Here is a 17,946-nt window from a genome sequence, read left to right as displayed (position 1 = left end):
GCCCCTGCCGCCCGCCGGGCGGCTATTCTTCGTCCGCTTCGGCGGAAAGGATATCCAGCAGCTTGTTAACGGCGAATCCGGCCGCCCCCAGCGCCCACATCCGGTTCGATTCGGTCAGGAACTGCAGCGGGGTTTTTTGCGGGGTCAGGCTCAGGCGATAGGTCTGAAAGCTTTGGCTGACCTGATCGAGAAAAATACGCGAGGCCATCTGCGGCTCCATTGCCAGATAAACCACGTCCGGATCGAACGCCACCGACAGATTGGCCAGCGACATGCCCAGATGATGGCCGGCTTCGGCCAGCGTCTCCAGCACGCCGGCGTCGGGCCGCTGATCGAGCTGCAGCAGGTTGGCCGGCGCCTCTTCGCCGGACGCGCCGGCGATTTTCTGCAGGATGGCCCGCGACGACGCCACCTCTTCCAGCAACCGGCGGGAGCCGTCGCCCAGCAGAGCATTGCCGATTTCGCCGGCTTTGCCGTGGCGGCCGCGATAGAGCTGGCGGTCGATAATAATGCCGGCGCCGATGCCTTTGCCGTAAGTCGCGATGATCGCCGAACGGGCGTTGCCCAGTTGACCGAATACCAGCGCCGCCATCGCCATGGCGTTGGCGTCGTTTTCGATAAAGACCGGCAGGGAAAAACGCGCTTCCAGCATTTGGGCGATCGGGACATTATCCCAGTCGAGCACTTTGGAACGAATACAGCTGCCGTTCGCCGGATCGACCAGGCCGGACAGCGCCAGACCGATGGCGCCTACGCGTTTATCCTCCACCGTGCGCAGAAATTTCGCCAGGGCGTCGCCCAGCTGGCGCGGGGTCAGTTCGCCGGACGGAATCTGCTGTTCGCCCAGCAGGTTGCCGGCCAGGTCCGTCATCACAATAAGGTTGCGTTCGGCATTGAGCTGAATGCCGACCACCGTGGCGTAATCCGGCCGCAGGCCGAGCAGGGTTTTGGGGCGGCCCATCGACACTCTCCGCAGCCCCAGTTCGTGAATAACGCCCTGGGAAAGCAGCCGGTTGGTCGCCTGCGACACGGTCGACATGCTCAGTCCGCTGCGGACTTTCAGGTCGGACTGGCTGACGGGGGAGTGCTCAACAATCAGTCGCAATATGCGTGCGGTTATATTCGGAGCCGTCATACGTTCTCTGTTCTGTTTTCCCTGGAAGGTTAATTGCTGTGTATGGCTGGGCCGCTGACCGCCGCTCTGGTATCAGCGGGCGGGATGTGGCTCCCGATAGCACCGGGCGGCCAGCTGAAGCGCGCCGCTGAGTGCATCTCCCTGCGCAGAGGTTAATTTATCCCGAACCGCCGCCGGAAGCCAGGGCGTCACCGGTTGCGCCAGCCCGCCCATCAGCGACAGCCGCCCTTGCCCGCGGTGCGCCAGCGCCCGTATCAGGACGGCGATCTCCTGCGCGGTGTTGTTAACTAGCGCGACGGCCGCCTCATCCTGACGCGCGGCGTAATCGAATACCTGGGGCGAGAAGGCGGCCCAGTCGGCCGGCCCGGCGCCCTGCGACCACAAAAGCATCTTTTCGGCCTCGTGCGAGAAGTGCGCCATCACGGCCTGGGTAAACGGCGTGACGGGCGTAAGGCCTTCATGGGCCATCAGCGCGTGGCGCAGAGCGCTTCTGCCCAGCTGCGCGCCGGAACCCTGATCGGACAGCGCGAAGCCCCAGCCGCCGATCGAGTGAAATGCCCGGCCGTCCCAGGCGACGCCCTGGCTGCCGGTACCGGCGATCAGCACGGCGCCCGGTGCGCCGCGGTGCGCGCCGATACAGGCGATCTCAACATCGGAGAAGGCCTGATACCGGGCGAAAGGGGGCTGCCAGCTCCGCAGGCGCTGGCGCAGCGAGGCGACGTTGGCGCCGGCGAAGCCCATCACCGCGACGGTATGCGCCAGCGCGCCGGCCGGTAACGCCGCCTTGCGCAGGGTTTCTTCAGCCAGCCGCAGCGCGGTGCCGAGCGCTTCGTCATAGTCGGTAAAGATATTGGCCGGGCCGGCGCTGCATTCGGCCAGCCATTTTCCCTGGATATCGGTCAGTCGGGCGCGGCAATGCGTTCCGCCGCCGTCAATGCCGAGCAGATATTGTGATTGCACGCTTGTCCTCCCGCCATCGGCTCGCCAGGGTATATAAATCGACGCAATAATGTGCGAAAAGATAGGGGAAAAAAAATTAAATCGCAATAACAAATAAATATGGCAGTGTGGTTTAAGGTAAAACCCATAATTTTCATTGTGATAAATTTTGTTTATTTACACCCTTATTGTTTTTTATTGACATTACTTTTTCTGTCGTAATAAGTTGGAGGTCAGATAATCAGCAGCGCCGCGCGGCCCGCGTTCGTCTTCACCGCGGATCGCGCGCGACGCCCGGCACGTCTGGTCAGCCAGGGGGCAGTAAAATGAAAGCAGGTATCGTCGGTCTGGGTTTTCGTCTCTCGAACGTGGTCAAAGAGTTTGCCAACGCCGATCCCGATTTTTCCGTGGTGGGTTATGCGGATCCGGCGCCCGCGGGGCTGCCCAATATGCAACAGTTCGGCATTGACGCCGGTACTGCTTACGACTCGCTGGACGCATTGCTGACGGCCGGCGGTTTCGACATACTGATGGTCGGCTCGCCTAACTTCATGCATCTGGAGCACATTCGTCAGGGGCTGGCAGCGGGCTATACCGTCTTTACTGAAAAACCGGTGGTGATTGACGAAGCGCAGACGCTGGCGCTGGCGCAGTTGGTGAGGCAGTACGGTCAGCACAAGGTTCTGGTCGGACTGGTGCTGCGTTATTCACCGCTGTATCGCGATCTGCTCAGGGCGCGCGATGAAAATCGCCTGGGCGAGATCGCCTCGATCGAAGCGACCGAACACATCAAACCCTATCACGGCGCTTTTTTTATGCGCGACTGGCGGCGCTACGAGCGTTACGCCGGCCCTTATATTCTGGAAAAGTGCTGCCATGATATCGACCTGTATCAGGGACTGGTGGGGCAGCGGCCGGTGCGGGTCGCCAGCTTTGGCGGCCGCAAGTCCTTCACGCCGCAGCATGCGCCTTCCGGCGCGGTCACCCCGGATTCGGAGGTCTACCATGAGAAACCCAGCGGCTGGTCCGCCACGACCGCCGTGTTTGACAGCGACGCCGATATCGTCGATTACCAGACCGCCCTCATTGAATATGCCGGCGGCGCGACGCTGGCGTTTCACGCCAACCTCAACGTACCCGATGAATTCCGCCGTTTCTGCGTGATGGGCACCGACGGCATGGCGGAAGGGGATTTCGTGCGCAATTTTTTTCGGGTGCACGATGCGCGCACCGGCCAGCAAACTCAGGATATTCGTTATGAAGGCAGCGCCTACGACGGCCATTACGGCGCCGACGCGCTGATGGCGGAAGAGATCGTCAGGCATTTCAAACAGGGTACGCCGCTAAAGGTTTCGGTTATCGACGCGCTGGAGGCGGGTCTTACCGCTATCAAAATTGATGAAGCGCGCAAGCGGGGAGCTGTCATTGATATGACCGGGTGCTGGGAACAATTTGACGCCTGCCTGGGGAAATAGCCGCGTGCCTTTTCTCTGACCCCATGTCCGGGCCTTGCGCCGCGTTTTAACAATACCGTCGGCCTCTCTGTTTTAGCCGGCGTCGAACATGCCGGCGCGGCATGATGACGGTGAGAATGACGGCGAATCCGGCTGTTCGGCGCGGACCTGGCTGGTTTGGGTCGCCGTATTACCTTTTGACTGACGCCCGCCGCCAGGGCGAGCGGCTTAACGACCTTAATATCAATGGCGTCGGCGCAGGTATCGGCCCCCGTTTCTAAAAAATCTCGCACAATGAAGCTTCATCCTGCTCGGCATTGCCGCCGGCACTGACAAGGCGCCATCGCGCTATTATGCGAAGTTATTCAGGCGCGGCCTGTGTCGCTCCTGCGCCGACGCGCTCCGGTTAAAAAGCATCACTGTCATTATTTTAGCGGGTATGGCAGCGCCTGCGCGCAGGCCCAGGCGGAGCTCCAGGCCCACTGAAAGTTATAGCCGCCCAGCCAGCCGGTTACATCCACCACTTCGCCGATAAAATACAGGCCGGGCACCTGTCTGGCCTCCATGGTTTTAGACGAGAGCGCGTGGGTGTCGACGCCGCCGAGCGTGACTTCCGCCGTACGGTAGCCTTCGGTGCCGTTAGGCTGTACCCGCCACTGGTGCAGATTAAGCTCCAGCTGTTGCTGCTGCGCGCTGTTTAACTGGCGCAGCGAAACGTCGGGAATCTGTCCCAGGGTTTGCAGCATTTCGGTCAGGCGTTTCGGCAGCCACAGCGCCAGCGTGTTTTTCAGGCTTTGATTTGGATGAGCCTGACGCTGCGCTTCCAGCTGCGCCGCCAGATCGAGATCCGGCAGCAGATCGATGCTGACAAATTCGCCGGGATGCCAGTAACTGGAGATCTGCAGGATCGCGGGGCCGGACAGGCCGCGATGGGTGAACAGGATATTTTCCCGGAAACGGCTGCCGTTCTCTGCGGTAACGACCGCCGGCACCGTGACCCCCGACAGCGGTTGTAGCTGTTCCAGTAACGGTTTGTGCAGGGTAAAAGGCACCAGTGCGGCGCGCGTGGGCTGAATGTTTATGCCGAACTGTTCGGCCAGCTGATAACCGAAGGGGCTGGCGCCCAGCCCCGGCATGGATAATCCGCCGCTGGCGATGACCAACTGCGGGCAGAATACCGCGCGCTGGTTAAGCTGCAGCATAAAGCCTTGCGGCTGGCGGGTGACCGACAGCACCTCGCTGGACATCGACAGGGTGACCGTCGCCTGGTCGCACTCGTTGACCAGCATATCGACGATCTGGCGAGCGGAATCGTCGCAGAATAGCTGGCCGAGCGTTTTTTCATGCCAGGCTATGCCGTGTCGGTTGACCAGATCGATGAAATCCCACTGGGTATAGCGGGCAAGGGCGGATTTGCAGAAATGCGGATTAGCCGAAAGATAGGCGGCCGGCTCGATATTCAGATTAGTAAAATTGCAGCGTCCGCCGCCGGACATCAGAATTTTACGGCCGGGTTTTTTGCCGTTATCGAGCAGCAAGACCCTGAGTCCTCTCTGTCCGGCCTGAGCGGCGCAAAACAGCCCCGCCGCGCCCGCGCCAATGATTACTACATCGAATTGTTCCACAAAACCTCTGTTTTTATCCGGCATCGGCGGCGGATTATAGCGGGTTAACCGGTGTCGGCTCCAGCGTCGCGCGTCGCGGCGCACGGCGTCTTCAGCGCGGCGATCGGCTAAGTAACAAAATGCGATTTTTGGTAAAAAACTATAACATTATGAAATTTATGTATTAATTACATATGTATATGATGTCATGTATAGATTACGTCAAAAAAAGTTCATATTTCCCTTTTCCATACCCCTGCTTGTCGCTGATAATGCGCCGCGTTCATGACCACTAATGGCCTAACGCTTATGTTACATTTATTTGCCGGACTGGATTATCACACCGGCCTGCTGTTGATATTAGCATTGATTTTTGTCTTGTTTTACGAAGCCATCAACGGCTTTCACGATACAGCCAATGCGGTTGCTACTGTTATTTATACCCGAGCGATGCGCGCTCAACTGGCCGTAGTGATGGCCGGGGTATTTAACTTCCTGGGCGTAATTTTAGGTGGTTTAAGCGTTGCTTATGCCATTGTTCATCTTTTACCAACCGACCTGCTATTGAATGTGAGTTCCGCTCACGGTCTGGCCATGGTGTTTTCCATGCTGCTGGCGGCGATTATCTGGAACCTGGGAACCTGGTATTTTGGTTTGCCCGCCTCCAGTTCGCATACGCTCATCGGCGCCATTATCGGTATCGGCCTGACCAATGCGTTGCTGACCCATACCTCTGTGGTGGATGCGCTCAACGTGCCGAAAATGCTCGGTATTTTCCTGTCTTTGATTCTGTCTCCTCTGGTTGGTCTGGCGATTGCCGGCGGGATGGTGTTCCTGCTGCGTTGTTTCTGGAGCGGGAATAAAAAGCGTAAACGCGTTCACCTGACCCCGGCTGAACGCGAGAAACAGGATGGCAAGCGTAAACCGCCGTTCTGGACGCGTACCGCGCTGATTCTTTCGGCCGTCGGGGTGAGTTTTTCACACGGCGCGAATGATGGTCAGAAAGGCATCGGCCTGATTATGCTGGTGTTGATTGGGGTGGCGCCGGCCGGCTTCGTGGTTAACATGAACTCCACCGGCTATGACATCGCCCGTACCCGCGATGCGGTTATCCATCTGCAGCAGTATTATCAGCAGCATGGCGACATGCTGGCGCACGTTATCGATCTGTCGCCGCCGCCGCTGGTGCCTTCGCCGGATGAAACCATCCCTTCCCCGATTAACTCGACGCAGGATTTTCACTGCGACAGTTCGCGCGCGCCGATCGCGATTAACCATACGCTGGATCTGCTGCGCGACCTGCAGGGTTATCAGCAACTGACGGTTGACCAGCGCGGGCAGATGCGCCGCTTGCTGATGTGCATCGCCGACACGGTGGATAAGGCCGTTAAGCTGCCGGAAACCTCTTACGACGATCGGCGTTATCTGAATAATCTGCGTCAAGATATACTGCAGACCGTAGAGTACGCGCCGCTGTGGATCATCGTGGCGGTGGCGCTGGCGCTGTCGCTGGGGACGATGGTCGGCTGGCGCCGCGTGGCGACCACCATCGGCGAGAAAATCGGTAAGAAAGGCATGACCTATGCGCAGGGCGTGTCCGCGCAGGTGACGGCGGCGCTGTCCATCGGGGTGGCCAGCTATACCGGGATGCCGGTATCCACCACGCACGTACTCTCTTCGGCGGTTGCCGGCACCATGATTGTGGACGGCGGCGGCGTACAGGGAAAAACGGTGAAGAACATTTTGCTGGCCTGGATATTTACCCTGCCGGTGTCGATTCTGCTATCCGGTTCGCTGTACTGGCTGGCGCTGAAAATTATCTGATGTTTTGCTGTCATGAACAGGCGATCGAAAGGTCGCCTTTTTCTTGTGCCCGCTTCCCGCCTCTTTTCCGGCCGTTGCCGTCTTCAGTACCAAATCACCATAGAGAGCAAGCTTACCAACACCAGGCCGCACAACGCGCTGGTCAACAGAAACTGTCGGCGCACCCGCTCGCAGCGCCGCATAAACTCGGGATCGTGGTGTTCCAGATAGCGCTGGGCGAAAATATAGCGCACCAGACGCAGCTGTTTGCTGGGCTGGCCGTGGGAGGTGAAGAAACCGCGTCCGTCGACGTACTGGTACAGCAGCGGATCGCAGTCCCGCAGTACCAGCAGTAACACACGCAGGGAAGAATAGTAGCGGATCATGTTGATGATACAGACAACACACAAAGCCCAGAACAGCGCCAATGTACTGATCATATTCCCCTCCCGATAAGCAATCCGTCAGGGCTGCCGGCGATATGCGGCTATGGCTGACGGGAAGTCTGCGGATAATGCATACGACAAGCGATTCCTGCAATGATTGGTCGCCGGATGACGGCGTCGGCCTGGGCCATATTGTCTGCGCCCTCTCTTTTTTCTTACCACCAGAGGCAGACGTCCTCAACCTTTATTGTAGAAGATGAATTTATTTTTTTTCCAGCGTGCGTTAATAAGTTCGCTAAAAGGCTGATGTCGGCGGAAAAGGCCTGTTGGCGCGGACTGACTGGGCTGGTGTCGGGCCAGTCCGCCATCAACTATACTCATAAGATATTCTGATGAGTTGGCGGTTTCACGGAGTTGGGAAACAGCATTTCCGGTGGCCTTTTTTCCGGCTTTCCGGAGAAAATACGGTGTTGTGATCCGATGAACATATCATTAAAGCGGCAGAGTGATATCATACTGACAATGGTTTAGTCGCGGCCAGGCAGGCAAACTCTCTGCTGACCCATTAATTAGTCTTTACGGAAGGAGTCTTATTATGGCTTATAAACATATTCTCATTGCTGTTGATCTTTCTCCGGAAAGCAAGGTATTGGTGGAAAAAGCGGTTTCCATGGCTCGGCCTTACAATGCTAAAGTTTCCCTGATCCATGTAGATGTGAATTACTCCGATCTCTATACCGGCCTGATTGATGTCAATCTGGGCAATATGCAGCAGCGTATTTCCGAAGAAACGCAAAACGCGCTGAAAGATCTGTCCGACAATGCCGGTTATCCTATTACGGAAACGCTGAGCGGCAGCGGCGATCTGGGGCAGGTGCTGGTGGACGCCATCAAGAAATACGATATGGACCTGGTGCTGTGCGGCCACCACCAGGACTTCTGGAGCAAGCTGATGTCGTCAGCGCGCCAGCTGATCAATACGGTTCATATTGATATGCTGATTGTGCCGCTGCGCGATGATGATGAAGACGGCGAAGAGGAAGAGGCGGCGGAATAAGCCGTATCGCGTCAATAGCCGACGCTGTGGTCTGGTTGTGCTCGTGTCGGTGTGATTAATGGGTAACAGGGTCGGTTTTTTTCTTCTCAGCTAAGCGGTGCTGGCGGAGAAGCGAGTACGTGCCGCCGATGAATGCACGAGGCCGGTTATGCCGGCCTCGTGTGGTTTATACTCGCCATACTTCAGGTTGCAGGCCCGTTGGCGGCGCCTGACGATGCGGCCCGCGCCGGGTCCTTTCCCCTGCGCGGCCGTCGCCAGCGGTGTTTAAATGCGTTGCCGACGGATTTGCATTCTTTTGCCTTTACCGCGTTATGAGGCGTATTTATGCGCCTCGCCCATCAAAAGGCGACGCGTTGTCTTTGTTCAAAACAGTAATGTTTTGTCCAGCCCCTCGAATTATTCGGCTATATCCCCTTCATACCTCAAGCCGCAGGCGCATCGGTTTTGTTGCTCGCCCGTCCATGGGGATCGCTCCTGCCGGGCCGGCGGCGGCGTTCAACTCTGCTCCCGGCGGATCTGTCGCTCACTCCGTCACTGACTGCGCTAAGCTGCCGGGGATTAATGAGCGGCATCCTGTTTCCCACCGAAGATCAGCCGGCGGCTGGACACATTCGTTGTCGCCGCGTTACCGCCTTTCTGCAACTCGAATTATTTTGGCTATAGCGGCATATAAATATCGAAGCGGTGATTTTTAGTCGTGGCGGAGGCATGCGCCGCCACATCGGCCAGCGGAGCGGCGTAGTCCGGCCGTTTGACCACGACGCGTTTGCGCGCCAGCCGGCGCGCCGGCTCCAGCAGGCCGTCGGCGTCGGCGTCGCTGCCCACCAGCGACTGAAACACCCGCATCTCTTTTTTCACCAGCGCGCTCTTTTGCCTGTGAGGATACATCGGATCGAGGTAGACCACATCCGGGCGCGGCGCGAGATCCGCCAGCGCCGTCAGACTGGATGAGTGCAGCAGCGTCAGGCGCTGGCGTAGCCAGCCTCCGATCTCCGCATCCTGATAACCGCGCGTTAGCCCGTCGTCCAGCAGCGCCGCCACTGCCGGATTGCGCTCGATCATCCGCACCCGGCAGCCGAGCGCGGCCAGCACAAAGGCGTCGCGGCCGAGGCCGGCGGTGGCATCCACCACGTCCGGCAGATAATCGCCCTTAATCCCGATCGCCTTCGCTACGGCTTCGCCGCGTCCGCCGCCGAAACGGCGGCGGTGCGCCAGCGGGCCGGCGACAAAATCGACGTAAATCGCGCCCAGTTTGGGCTCGTCGCTTTTACGCAACTCCAGCCGACCGGGGGTCAACACCAGCGTCATCGTCGCCGCGGCATCGTGCCGCAATCCCCAGCGCGTCGCCAGCGCCGTTAGCGTGGCCGGATCGGCGCCGTCCTCCGCCTGTAACCCGATATTCATCCACGAATGCCGTAGTGACGCAGCATGGCGTCCAGTTGCGGTTCGCGGCCGCGGAAGCGTTTAAACAGCGTCATCGGCTCTTCCGAACCGCCGCGCGTCAGGATGTTGTCGAGGAATGACTGGCCGGTGGCGCGGTTGAAGATGCCTTCCTCCTCAAAGCGTGAAAAGGCATCTGCCGCCAGAACGTCCGCCCACAGGTAGCTGTAGTAGCCTGCGGCGTAGCCGCCGGCGAAGATATGGCTGAAGGCGTGCGGGAAACGGCCCCACGACGGGCTGGGCACCACGGCGACCTGCGCTTTGACCTCGGCCAGCGTCGGCAGAATCTGCGCGCCCTTCGCCGGATCGAATTCCGCATGCAGACGGAAATCAAACAGGCCGAATTCCAGCTGACGCAGGATAAACAGCGCCGCCTGATAGTTCTTCGCCGCCAGCATTTTGTCGAGCAGCGCCTGCGGCAGCGGTTCGCCGGTTTCATAATGGCCGGAAATAAAGGCCAGCGCCTCCGGCTCCCAGCACCAGTTTTCCATAAACTGGCTGGGCAGTTCGACCGCATCCCACGGTACGCCGCTGATGCCCGCCACGCTGGCGGTATCGATTCGCGTCAGCATGTGGTGCAGGCCGTGGCCGAATTCGTGGAACAGCGTGGTGACTTCGTCATGGGTAAACAGCGCCGGCTTGCCGTTGACCGGCCGGTTGAAGTTACAGGTCAGATAGGCCACGGGTTTCTGCAACTCGCCGTTCTGCTTGCGCATCTGGCCGACGCAATCATCCATCCAGGCGCCGCCGCGTTTGTGCTCGCGGGCATACAGATCGAGATAGAAGCTGCCGCGCAGTTCGCCGCTCTCATCGAACAGATCGAAGAAGCGCACGTCCGGATGCCATACCTCCACATCGTGGCGTTCGCTGGCGCGAATGCCATAGATACGGTTCACTACTTCAAACAGCCCTTCCAGCACGCGCTGCTCCGGAAAATAAGGGCGCAGTTGCTCATCGCTGATGGAATACAGGTGCTGTTTTTGCTGCTCGCTGTAGTAGGTGATATCCCACGGCTGCAGATCCGTCACGCCATAGTTCTGGCGTGCGAATTCACGCAGCTGCGCCAATTCCTCTTCGGCTTGCGGACGGGCGCGCTTAGCCAGGTCGGTCAGAAAATCGATAACCTGGTTTGGATTTTCGGCCATTTTAGTGACCAGCGATTTATGCGCATAGCTGTCAAAACCCAGCAACTGAGCCAGTTCGTGGCGCAGCGCCATTTTTTCCGCCATCACGTCGCTGTTGTCCCATTTCCCGGCGTTCGGCCCCTGATCGGAGGCGCGAGTGGAGTAAGCGCGGTAAATCTCTTCGCGCAGCGCCTGGTTGGTGCAGTAGGTCATCACCGGCAGATAGCTGGGAATATCCAGCGTCAGCAGCCAGCCGTCCAGCTCCCTGGCTTCGGCCTGCGCTTTGGCGGCGGCCAGCGCGCTTTCCGGCATGCCGTCGAGTTCGCTGACGTCGGTGATCAGTTTGCTCCACGCCATGGTGGCGTCCAGCACATTGTTGCTGAACTGCGAGCTCAGTTCCGACAGGCGTGCGGAGATTTCACCATAGCGTTTCTGTTGCGCTTCCGGCAAGCCAATGCCGGACAGCTCGAAATCGCGCAGCGCGTTATCGACCGCCTTTTTCTGCGCGGTGTTAAGCGCGGCGTAATGTTCGCCGTCGCGCAGATTGCGATATGCCTGGTACAGCCCTTTGTGCTGGCCGACCCATGTTCCGTATTCGGACAGCAGCGGCAGGCACTGCTCATAGGCGGCGCGCAGTTCCGGGCTGTTTTTCACCGAATTGAGGTGACCGATGGGTGAAAAGATGCGGCTCAGGCGATCGCCGCTTTCAGCCAGCGGCTGGCACAGATTGTCCCAGGTAAAATCGCCGGGTTGAGCCACCACGCGCTCCACGGTTTCGCGGCACGTCTGCAGCGCGGCCGTCACGGCGGGAACAATGTCATCGGTTGTAATGGAGGAAAAAGGGGGAAGGGTAAAGGATGCGAGTAATGGATTTGTCATGGCTCAGTCCTGATTATCGTTGTGTGCCGTCCTGCCGTCTTCGCTGACCGGACGGGCATAAATGACGTATTAATGAATAACATGAGGGTAAGTGTAGTGAAAATCAATGGTTGCACGAACATTGCCGGTCCGCTCAGACCGGCACGGCGTGGGGCCGCGGCGCGCCTGGCGAGCGAAAACCAATGGCAAAGGGATGACGAAGGCATCCATGCGGGGATAACGCGCCGGCGGATGCGACGGCCGGCGGCACTCTGCGCCGCGCCCGGCGGAATTCAGTCGTCGGCGCTGTCGTAACCGGCGTAGAAAAAATGCACGGTGTGCGGATTGCCATATTCGGTAAAAAACTCCGCCACCCTGTCGCGATCCAGTCCGTAGCGGCGAGACAGAATCCCGGCCTCGAATGCGGCTTGCTGGCGATCGTTGCGGGATTCAGCCAATTGCCAGGCATAGCCGCATACATAGCCGCGCCGGTAATCGGGGCAGTATTGGCTGATTTCATGCGGGGATATGGGCTGTTGCGCCTGTAATCCCGCCTGGATACCGTTACCAAAGTGATTGTTCATACTGGGTCGCGCCGTCATTCGTTATATAATGAATAATACAGCGATGAATCCGTCGATGTAATACCTCGCGTGCAGAATCGGCGCGTTTTGTGTTCAGAAGCCAGCCGCGACCAGCGTCGGCCTTTCATCCGCCAGCGACGTATCTGCGGTAACCCTCCGTGCGTTTTCACTTTATAATGCCGCTGATGTCTGCATCTGCGCACCGGCAAAGGTTGCACCGTCTTCTCCTGCGCTTACGGTAAACTGTGGGTATAATGGCTCTGTCTGACGCCACAGACAGAATAAACTTTATAAAATCAATCGGATAAAAAATGCTAAGTTATCGACACAGTTTTCATGCGGGTAATCACGCCGACGTCGTGAAGCATACTGTACAAAGTCTGATCATTACCTCTCTGAAAGAAAAAGAAAAACCTTTCCTCTATCTGGATACGCACGCCGGCGCCGGGCGCTACCAACTGCACAGTCAGCACGCGGAACGCACCGGCGAATATCTTGAGGGTATTGCCCGCATCTGGCAGCGTGATGACCTGCCGGAGGAACTGCGGCCCTATATGCAGGCGGTAAAAGCGTGGAATATGGGCGACCAGTTGCGCTATTACCCGGGGTCGCCGCTGATTGCGCGCCATCTGCTGCGCGCGCAGGATAAGATCAGCCTGACTGAGCTGCACCCTTCCGACTATCCGCTGTTGCGCAACGAATTTCTGAAAGACGAGCGGGCGCGGGTGCAGCGCGCCGACGGATATCTGCAACTGAAGGCGCAGTTGCCGCCGCAGTCTCGCCGCGGTTTTGTGCTGATTGATCCGCCTTATGAGTTAAAAACCGACTATCAGGCGGTGGTCAGCGGTATTCAGGAAGGCTATCGGCGTTTCTCCACCGGCGTCTATGCGCTGTGGTATCCGGTCGTTTTACGTCAGCAAATCAAACGGATGGTGCGTGAGCTGGAAGCGACCGGCATTCGCAACATGCTGAAAATCGAGCTGGCCGTGCTGCCGGACAGCGATCGCCACGGTATGACCGCTTCCGGCATGATCGTAATTAACCCGCCCTGGAAACTGGAAGAACAGATGAAGCGCGTGCTGCCCTGGCTGCATCGGGCGCTGGTGCCGGACGGCAAGGGGCACGCCAGCGTGGAATGGATTGTGCCTGAGTAAGCGCCGTTTTTCTCCGCGCTGAACCAGACAAACGCTATATGCGAAACGTGGCGAAATCGGCGGCGATGTCCGTCGCCGGAAAAATCGCCCGGCATTCCGCCAGCAGACGTTCGCTGTCCTCCAGGCTATAGCGAGCGCTGAAATGAGTGACGATCAGTCGTCTGACGCCGGCCTCCAGGGCCAGGGCGGCAGCCTGCGCCGTGGTGGAGTGCCCGCGCGAATTGGCGCGTTCGGCCATGCTCGCTTCCAGCGTGGCCTCATGCACCATTACGTCCACTCCCGCCGCCAGCGTCAGCCCCTCCGGCGTCGGGCGGGTATCGCCGAAAATGGCCAGCGACCGGCCTGGCGTCGCGGCGCCCACGTAATCCCGACCGTTCAACACGCGTCCGTCTTCCAGCGTTACGCTTTCACCGCGTTTCAGTTGCTGAAAGCAGGGGCCTGGTTTGACCCCTTCGGCGGCCAGACGCGCCACGTCCAGCGGCCCCGGCCGGGGCTGTTCTTCAATCCGGTAGCCTACGCAGTCAAGGGTATGCGACAGCGGCCGCGCCGAAACCTTCAGTTGACTGTCTTCACAAACTTCGCCGGCGCTCACCTCGACGATATCCAGCGGGTAGGTCAACCAGGAGCCGCTCAGCGACAGCGCGGTATCCACGAAGGTTTTCAATCCGGGCGGGCCGTACAGCGTCAGAGGCTCCGTGCTGCCGGCCATGGATCGCGAGCAGAGCAGGCCCGGCAGCCCGAACAGGTGGTCGCCGTGCAGGTGGGTAATAAAGATTTTTTCCAGTTTGCCGGGGTTGAACGAGGTATGCAGGATTTGCTGTTGCGTACCTTCGCCGCAATCGAATAACCAGAGGGTGGGCCGCAGGCCATGCAGATTCAGCGCGATGCTGGTGACGTTGCGCGTTTTAGTGGGTACGCCGGCGCTGGTGCCCAAAAAGGTCAGTTCCATCGTCAAAAAACTCCTTCACGTTATGCGTGTTGATGCGGCCATTATCGGCCCGCGTCGCCATTCTGGCTATTAACTCTGCCGTTGTCTGACCGGGTAGAAATGCATTCGCCCGTCGGCCGAAGTTTTATCCGTAGCCGATATTGGGTCTGGCAATCAGCACTTTTCGCATTCCAGTTTTATATTAATTTATAAATTACTATCTAAAAAAATAAATAAACCCTAACTAACGTAATGGTCTGCTGTGCGGTTATTTAAAATAAAACTGATTAATATCATTTTGTTAAGTTAATTTTTTGCGGTTTTTACTTTTCTGGCACGACTCTGGCAATACTCAATACGTCCGCACGCTGGTTTGCAATGGCTCCGGGCCATGCCGGCATCCGGGGAGCGACGCCGTCGCTTTTCTCAGGATGTTCCGCCAGAGGAAAGACAGAGCCGATAAATGGCTATCTCGGGTTCGACTCCCGAATATCACACCTTGATATAGCGATAAGAAAAACCTGCGGCCGGGTAGTCGACGGCCGCCTCACGGGGTACCGGCTGACGCGCCGGGCGGCAGGCAGAATGTTCACCCGTTCCTGAGGAACCGGTCTTTATTCCCCCTGCGGCTTCGCGCCAATGCCCGTCTTCCCGAGAGTCAGGGGAATAACCAGGAGAAAAGAGACATATGTTTAAGCAAGTCACAATACGCAAAGGTCAGATTGGTTTAGTGAGCAAAAACGGCGACTATCAGCAGATTTTAGAGGCCGGCCGTCATCGTCTGAACGGCTGGTTTGGTCAACTGCAGGTCGATGTAGTCGATCTGAATGGTTCGCCAGTGCTGGCGCCTTTGGATGATTATTTGCGTCAGTACCACCCGGATTGGGTGAAACAGTATTGTCTGGTGGCGGATTTGCCTGAAGACGCCATCGGGCTGCGTTACGATCACAACCTGTTGCAGGAGATTTTGCCGCCCGCCAGCCGTTGTTTGTACTGGCGTAAAGATGAGCACCAGCGGGTGGAGCAGGTGAAAACCGACGATATTGACGTGCCGGAAGCCTTGCTGTCCGCGCTGCTGCAGCCGACGCTGCGCCAGCGTCAAATTATTGGCCATACGGGCGTGCTGTTGGCTCAAATCCCCGCCTGGCATCTCGGCATCCTGAAGGTGGATGGCGCGGCGCAGCAACTGCTGCCGCCGGGCGTGAGCGGTTACTGGCGCTTTAATCACAGCGTCGAGGTGGAAATAGTGGACACCCGTCTGCAGGCGCTGGAGGTCAGCGGCCAGGAAATTCTGACGCGCGATAAGGTCAATTTGCGTCTGAATCTGGTGGCGAACTGGCGTTTCAGCGACGTATTGACGGCGTTCGGTCAACTGGCGAAACCGGCCGATTACCTCTATCGGGAACTGCAGTTTGCGCTGCGTGAGGCGGTCGGCACCCGTTCGCTGGACGAACTGCTGGAAAACAAGAAGATCGTGGACGAGCTGGTCAGCGCGCAGATGCGTGAAAAAATGGCCGGTTATGGTATTGAGGTGGCTTCTCTGGGCGTGAAAGACATCGTGCTGCCGGGCGATATGAAAACCATCCTGTCTCAGGTGGTGGAAGCGGAAAAATCCGCGCAGGCCAATGTGATTCGGCGCCGGGAAGAGACATCGGCGACCCGTTCGCTGCTGAATACCGCTAAGGTGATGGAGAGCAATCCGGTGGCGCTGCGGCTCAAAGAGCTGGAAACGCTGGAAAGAGTGGCGGAACGTATCGATAAAATTTCCGTGTTCGGCGGGCTGGATCAGGTGCTGAACGGGTTGGTGAATTTAAAAGGAGCGTAATACGCCTTATCCGCAGATAAGGGGGCTCCGTCGCCGCCTGAGTTCGCGCCCGCCGTTCGGGACGCGTAATGATGCGGCGAAACCGTAATCTGGGCGCCTGACTATTGCAGTGATTTTTAAAAACGCAGCGCGGCGCTTCGTTTTTCTGCCTACAATCAACTTTGTTGAACTTTGCCGGAATAAGCGCTCTGGCGTTACACTTTAGATGACCCTTTATTCACACTCGAGTATGGACCTCCTGATGACTAAACATTACGACTATCTCGCCATCGGCGGCGGCAGCGGCGGCATTGCCTCTATTAACCGCGCCGCGATGTATGGGAAAAAATGTGCGCTGATTGAAGCGAAATATCTGGGCGGAACCTGTGTGAACGTCGGCTGCGTGCCGAAGAAGGTTATGTGGCACGCTGCGCAGATTGCCGAGGCGATCCACACTTATGGTCCCGACTACGGCTTTAATACCACGGTGCGCCAGTTTGACTGGACGACGCTGGTGAAAAATCGCAGCGCCTACATTGACCGCATCCATCAGTCCTACGACCGGGTTCTGGCTAAAAACAATGTCGAGGTGATTCAGGGCTTCGCCCGTTTTGTCGATGCGCACACGGTGGAGGTCAACGGCGAGCGCATCAGCGCCGATCATATTTTGATCGCCACCGGCGGACGCCCCAATCGCCCGTCGGTCCCCGGCGCGGAGTACGGCATCGATTCCGATGGTTTTTTTGCGCTCGATGCGCAGCCGCAACGTGTGGCGGTGGTCGGGGCGGGCTATATCGCGGTGGAAATCGCCGGCGTGCTGAACGCGCTGGGTGCCGAAACGCATCTGTTTGTGCGCAAGCATGCGCCGCTGCGCAGTTTCGATCCGCTGATCGTCGAAACGCTGGTGGACGTGATGCAGGCGGAAGGGCCGGCGCTGCATACGGAGTCCACGCCGCAAGCGGTGGTGAAAAACGCCGACGGCAGTCTGACGCTGCAGCTGGAAAACGGCGCCACGCAGACGGTGGATTGCCTGATTTGGGCGATTGGCCGCGAACCGGCCACCGATAATCTGAATCTGACCGTTACCGGCGTGGAAACCGATGAGAAAGGCTATATTCGGGTGGATCGGTTCCAGAATACTTGCGTGCCGGGCATCTATGCGGTGGGCGATAATACCGGCGCGGTGGAGCTGACGCCGGTCGCGGTGGCTGCCGGCCGTCGCCTGTCGGAGCGTCTGTTTAATAACAAACCGGACGAGCATCTGGATTACAGCAATATTCCCACCGTCGTGTTCAGCCACCCGCCGATCGGCACCGTCGGCTTGACCGAGCCGCAGGCGCGCGAACAGTACGGGGACGATAAGGTGAAGGTCTATACCTCTTCTTTCACCGCGATGTATACCGCCGTGACGCAGTACCGCCAGCCGTGCCGTATGAAGCTGGTCTGCGTGGGTAAGGAAGAAAAGATTGTCGGCATTCACGGCATTGGTTGCGGTATGGACGAAATGCTGCAGGGCTTCGCGGTGGCGCTGAAAATGGGCGCGACGAAAAAAGATTTCGACGATACGGTGGCAATTCACCCGACGGCGTCGGAAGAGTTTGTCACTATGCGTTGATTACGCAGTACACTATAGTGTACTCCCTCACGGGCCAGCGCATCGCGCGTCGGCCCGTGAG

General features: G+C 58.3%; 14 protein-coding genes. 6 read left to right on the top strand and 8 right to left on the bottom strand.

The genetic code is table 11. The features are described from left to right. Window positions 1-22 precede the first annotated feature (22 nt). Both FJU30_RS19400 and FJU30_RS19395 read right to left on the bottom strand, forming a co-directional pair. Window positions 23-1,135, bottom strand: a complete 1,113-nt coding sequence (locus tag FJU30_RS19400; RefSeq protein ID WP_150436620.1) for an ROK family transcriptional regulator — start codon at window positions 1,133-1,135, stop codon at window positions 23-25. Between the two features lie 72 nt (window positions 1,136-1,207). After that, window positions 1,208-2,095, bottom strand: coding sequence for a BadF/BadG/BcrA/BcrD ATPase family protein (locus FJU30_RS19395; RefSeq protein ID WP_150436619.1), 888 nt, complete (start codon window positions 2,093-2,095; stop codon window positions 1,208-1,210). A gap of 305 nt (window positions 2,096-2,400) precedes the next feature. On the opposite strand from FJU30_RS19395, the gene FJU30_RS19390 reads away from it, so the two are divergent. Continuing rightward, entirely contained in the window at window positions 2,401-3,549 is a 1,149-nt protein-coding gene (locus FJU30_RS19390; protein WP_150436618.1) for a Gfo/Idh/MocA family protein, read from the top strand. A gap of 404 nt (window positions 3,550-3,953) precedes the next feature. On the opposite strand, the gene FJU30_RS19385 is transcribed toward FJU30_RS19390, so the two are convergent. After that, window positions 3,954-5,153 (bottom strand): BaiN/RdsA family NAD(P)/FAD-dependent oxidoreductase, encoded by a 1,200-nt coding sequence (locus FJU30_RS19385; protein WP_150436617.1) that lies wholly within the window; start codon window positions 5,151-5,153, stop codon window positions 3,954-3,956. Window positions 5,154-5,441: 288 nt separating this feature from the next. Between FJU30_RS19385 and pitA the strand changes: the two genes are divergently transcribed. Then, window positions 5,442-6,956, top strand: coding sequence for an inorganic phosphate transporter PitA (pitA, locus tag FJU30_RS19380; RefSeq protein WP_150436616.1), 1,515 nt, complete (start codon window positions 5,442-5,444; stop codon window positions 6,954-6,956). Between the two features lie 83 nt (window positions 6,957-7,039). On the opposite strand, the gene uspB is transcribed toward pitA, so the two are convergent. Continuing rightward, window positions 7,040-7,375, bottom strand: coding sequence for a universal stress protein UspB (gene uspB / locus FJU30_RS19375; RefSeq protein WP_150436615.1), 336 nt, complete (start codon window positions 7,373-7,375; stop codon window positions 7,040-7,042). Between the two features lie 541 nt (window positions 7,376-7,916). On the opposite strand from uspB, the gene uspA reads away from it, so the two are divergent. Next, window positions 7,917-8,378: a universal stress protein UspA gene (uspA, locus tag FJU30_RS19370; RefSeq protein WP_150436614.1), complete on the top strand. Its 462-nt coding sequence runs from the start codon at window positions 7,917-7,919 to the stop codon at window positions 8,376-8,378. A gap of 657 nt (window positions 8,379-9,035) precedes the next feature. On the opposite strand, the gene rsmJ is transcribed toward uspA, so the two are convergent. The 3 genes from rsmJ to FJU30_RS19355 form a co-directional block, all read right to left on the bottom strand. Continuing rightward, window positions 9,036-9,782: a 16S rRNA (guanine(1516)-N(2))-methyltransferase RsmJ gene (gene rsmJ, locus FJU30_RS19365; protein ID WP_150436613.1), complete on the bottom strand. Its 747-nt coding sequence runs from the start codon at window positions 9,780-9,782 to the stop codon at window positions 9,036-9,038. Further along, window positions 9,779-11,821, bottom strand: coding sequence for an oligopeptidase A (gene prlC / locus FJU30_RS19360; RefSeq protein ID WP_150436612.1), 2,043 nt, complete (start codon window positions 11,819-11,821; stop codon window positions 9,779-9,781). Before prlC ends, rsmJ begins: the two co-directional genes overlap by 4 nt. A gap of 272 nt (window positions 11,822-12,093) precedes the next feature. After that, window positions 12,094-12,384: a DUF2623 family protein gene (locus FJU30_RS19355; protein ID WP_150436611.1), complete on the bottom strand. Its 291-nt coding sequence runs from the start codon at window positions 12,382-12,384 to the stop codon at window positions 12,094-12,096. Between the two features lie 311 nt (window positions 12,385-12,695). On the opposite strand from FJU30_RS19355, the gene FJU30_RS19350 reads away from it, so the two are divergent. Further along, the gene (locus tag FJU30_RS19350; protein WP_150436610.1) at window positions 12,696-13,538 is read left to right on the top strand and encodes a 23S rRNA (adenine(2030)-N(6))-methyltransferase RlmJ; all 843 of its coding nucleotides are present in this window, start codon (window positions 12,696-12,698) and stop codon (window positions 13,536-13,538) included. A 34-nt stretch (window positions 13,539-13,572) separates the two neighbouring features. Here the strand turns inward: FJU30_RS19350 and rnz are convergent, their stop codons facing one another. After that, window positions 13,573-14,487, bottom strand: a complete 915-nt coding sequence (gene rnz, locus FJU30_RS19345; RefSeq protein WP_150436609.1) for a ribonuclease Z — start codon at window positions 14,485-14,487, stop codon at window positions 13,573-13,575. 667 nt (window positions 14,488-15,154) lie between these two features. On the opposite strand from rnz, the gene FJU30_RS19340 reads away from it, so the two are divergent. Together FJU30_RS19340 and gorA are read left to right on the top strand one after the other, a co-directional pair. Further along, complete coding sequence (locus FJU30_RS19340) at window positions 15,155-16,291, top strand: slipin family protein (RefSeq protein ID WP_150436608.1); 1,137 nt, start codon at window positions 15,155-15,157, stop codon at window positions 16,289-16,291. Window positions 16,292-16,532: 241 nt separating this feature from the next. Next, window positions 16,533-17,885: a glutathione-disulfide reductase gene (gorA, locus tag FJU30_RS19335; RefSeq protein ID WP_150436607.1), complete on the top strand. Its 1,353-nt coding sequence runs from the start codon at window positions 16,533-16,535 to the stop codon at window positions 17,883-17,885. Window positions 17,886-17,946: the final 61 nt, after the last annotated feature.

The organism is Affinibrenneria salicis (assembly GCF_008710095.1).
The sequence above is the reverse complement of the archived record's forward strand: the minus strand, read 5'-3'. Positions and strand labels throughout refer to the sequence as shown.

Bases quoted from the DNA above. Each gene is read 5' to 3' on its own strand.
- FJU30_RS19400 (WP_150436620.1), bottom strand. From the start codon at position 1,135: ATGACGGCTCCGAATATAACCGCACGCATATTGCGACTGATTGTTGAG.
- FJU30_RS19390 (WP_150436618.1), top strand. From the start codon at position 2,401: ATGAAAGCAGGTATCGTCGGTCTGGGTTTTCGTCTCTCGAACGTGGTC.
- pitA (WP_150436616.1), top strand. From the start codon at position 5,442: ATGTTACATTTATTTGCCGGACTGGATTATCACACCGGCCTGCTGTTG.
- uspB (WP_150436615.1), bottom strand. From the start codon at position 7,375: ATGATCAGTACATTGGCGCTGTTCTGGGCTTTGTGTGTTGTCTGTATC.
- uspA (WP_150436614.1), top strand. From the start codon at position 7,917: ATGGCTTATAAACATATTCTCATTGCTGTTGATCTTTCTCCGGAAAGC.
- rsmJ (WP_150436613.1), bottom strand. From the start codon at position 9,782: ATGAATATCGGGTTACAGGCGGAGGACGGCGCCGATCCGGCCACGCTA.
- prlC (WP_150436612.1), bottom strand. From the start codon at position 11,821: ATGACAAATCCATTACTCGCATCCTTTACCCTTCCCCCTTTTTCCTCC.
- FJU30_RS19355 (WP_150436611.1), bottom strand. From the start codon at position 12,384: ATGAACAATCACTTTGGTAACGGTATCCAGGCGGGATTACAGGCGCAA.
- FJU30_RS19350 (WP_150436610.1), top strand. From the start codon at position 12,696: ATGCTAAGTTATCGACACAGTTTTCATGCGGGTAATCACGCCGACGTC.
- rnz (WP_150436609.1), bottom strand. From the start codon at position 14,487: ATGGAACTGACCTTTTTGGGCACCAGCGCCGGCGTACCCACTAAAACG.
- FJU30_RS19340 (WP_150436608.1), top strand. From the start codon at position 15,155: ATGTTTAAGCAAGTCACAATACGCAAAGGTCAGATTGGTTTAGTGAGC.
- gorA (WP_150436607.1), top strand. From the start codon at position 16,533: ATGACTAAACATTACGACTATCTCGCCATCGGCGGCGGCAGCGGCGGC.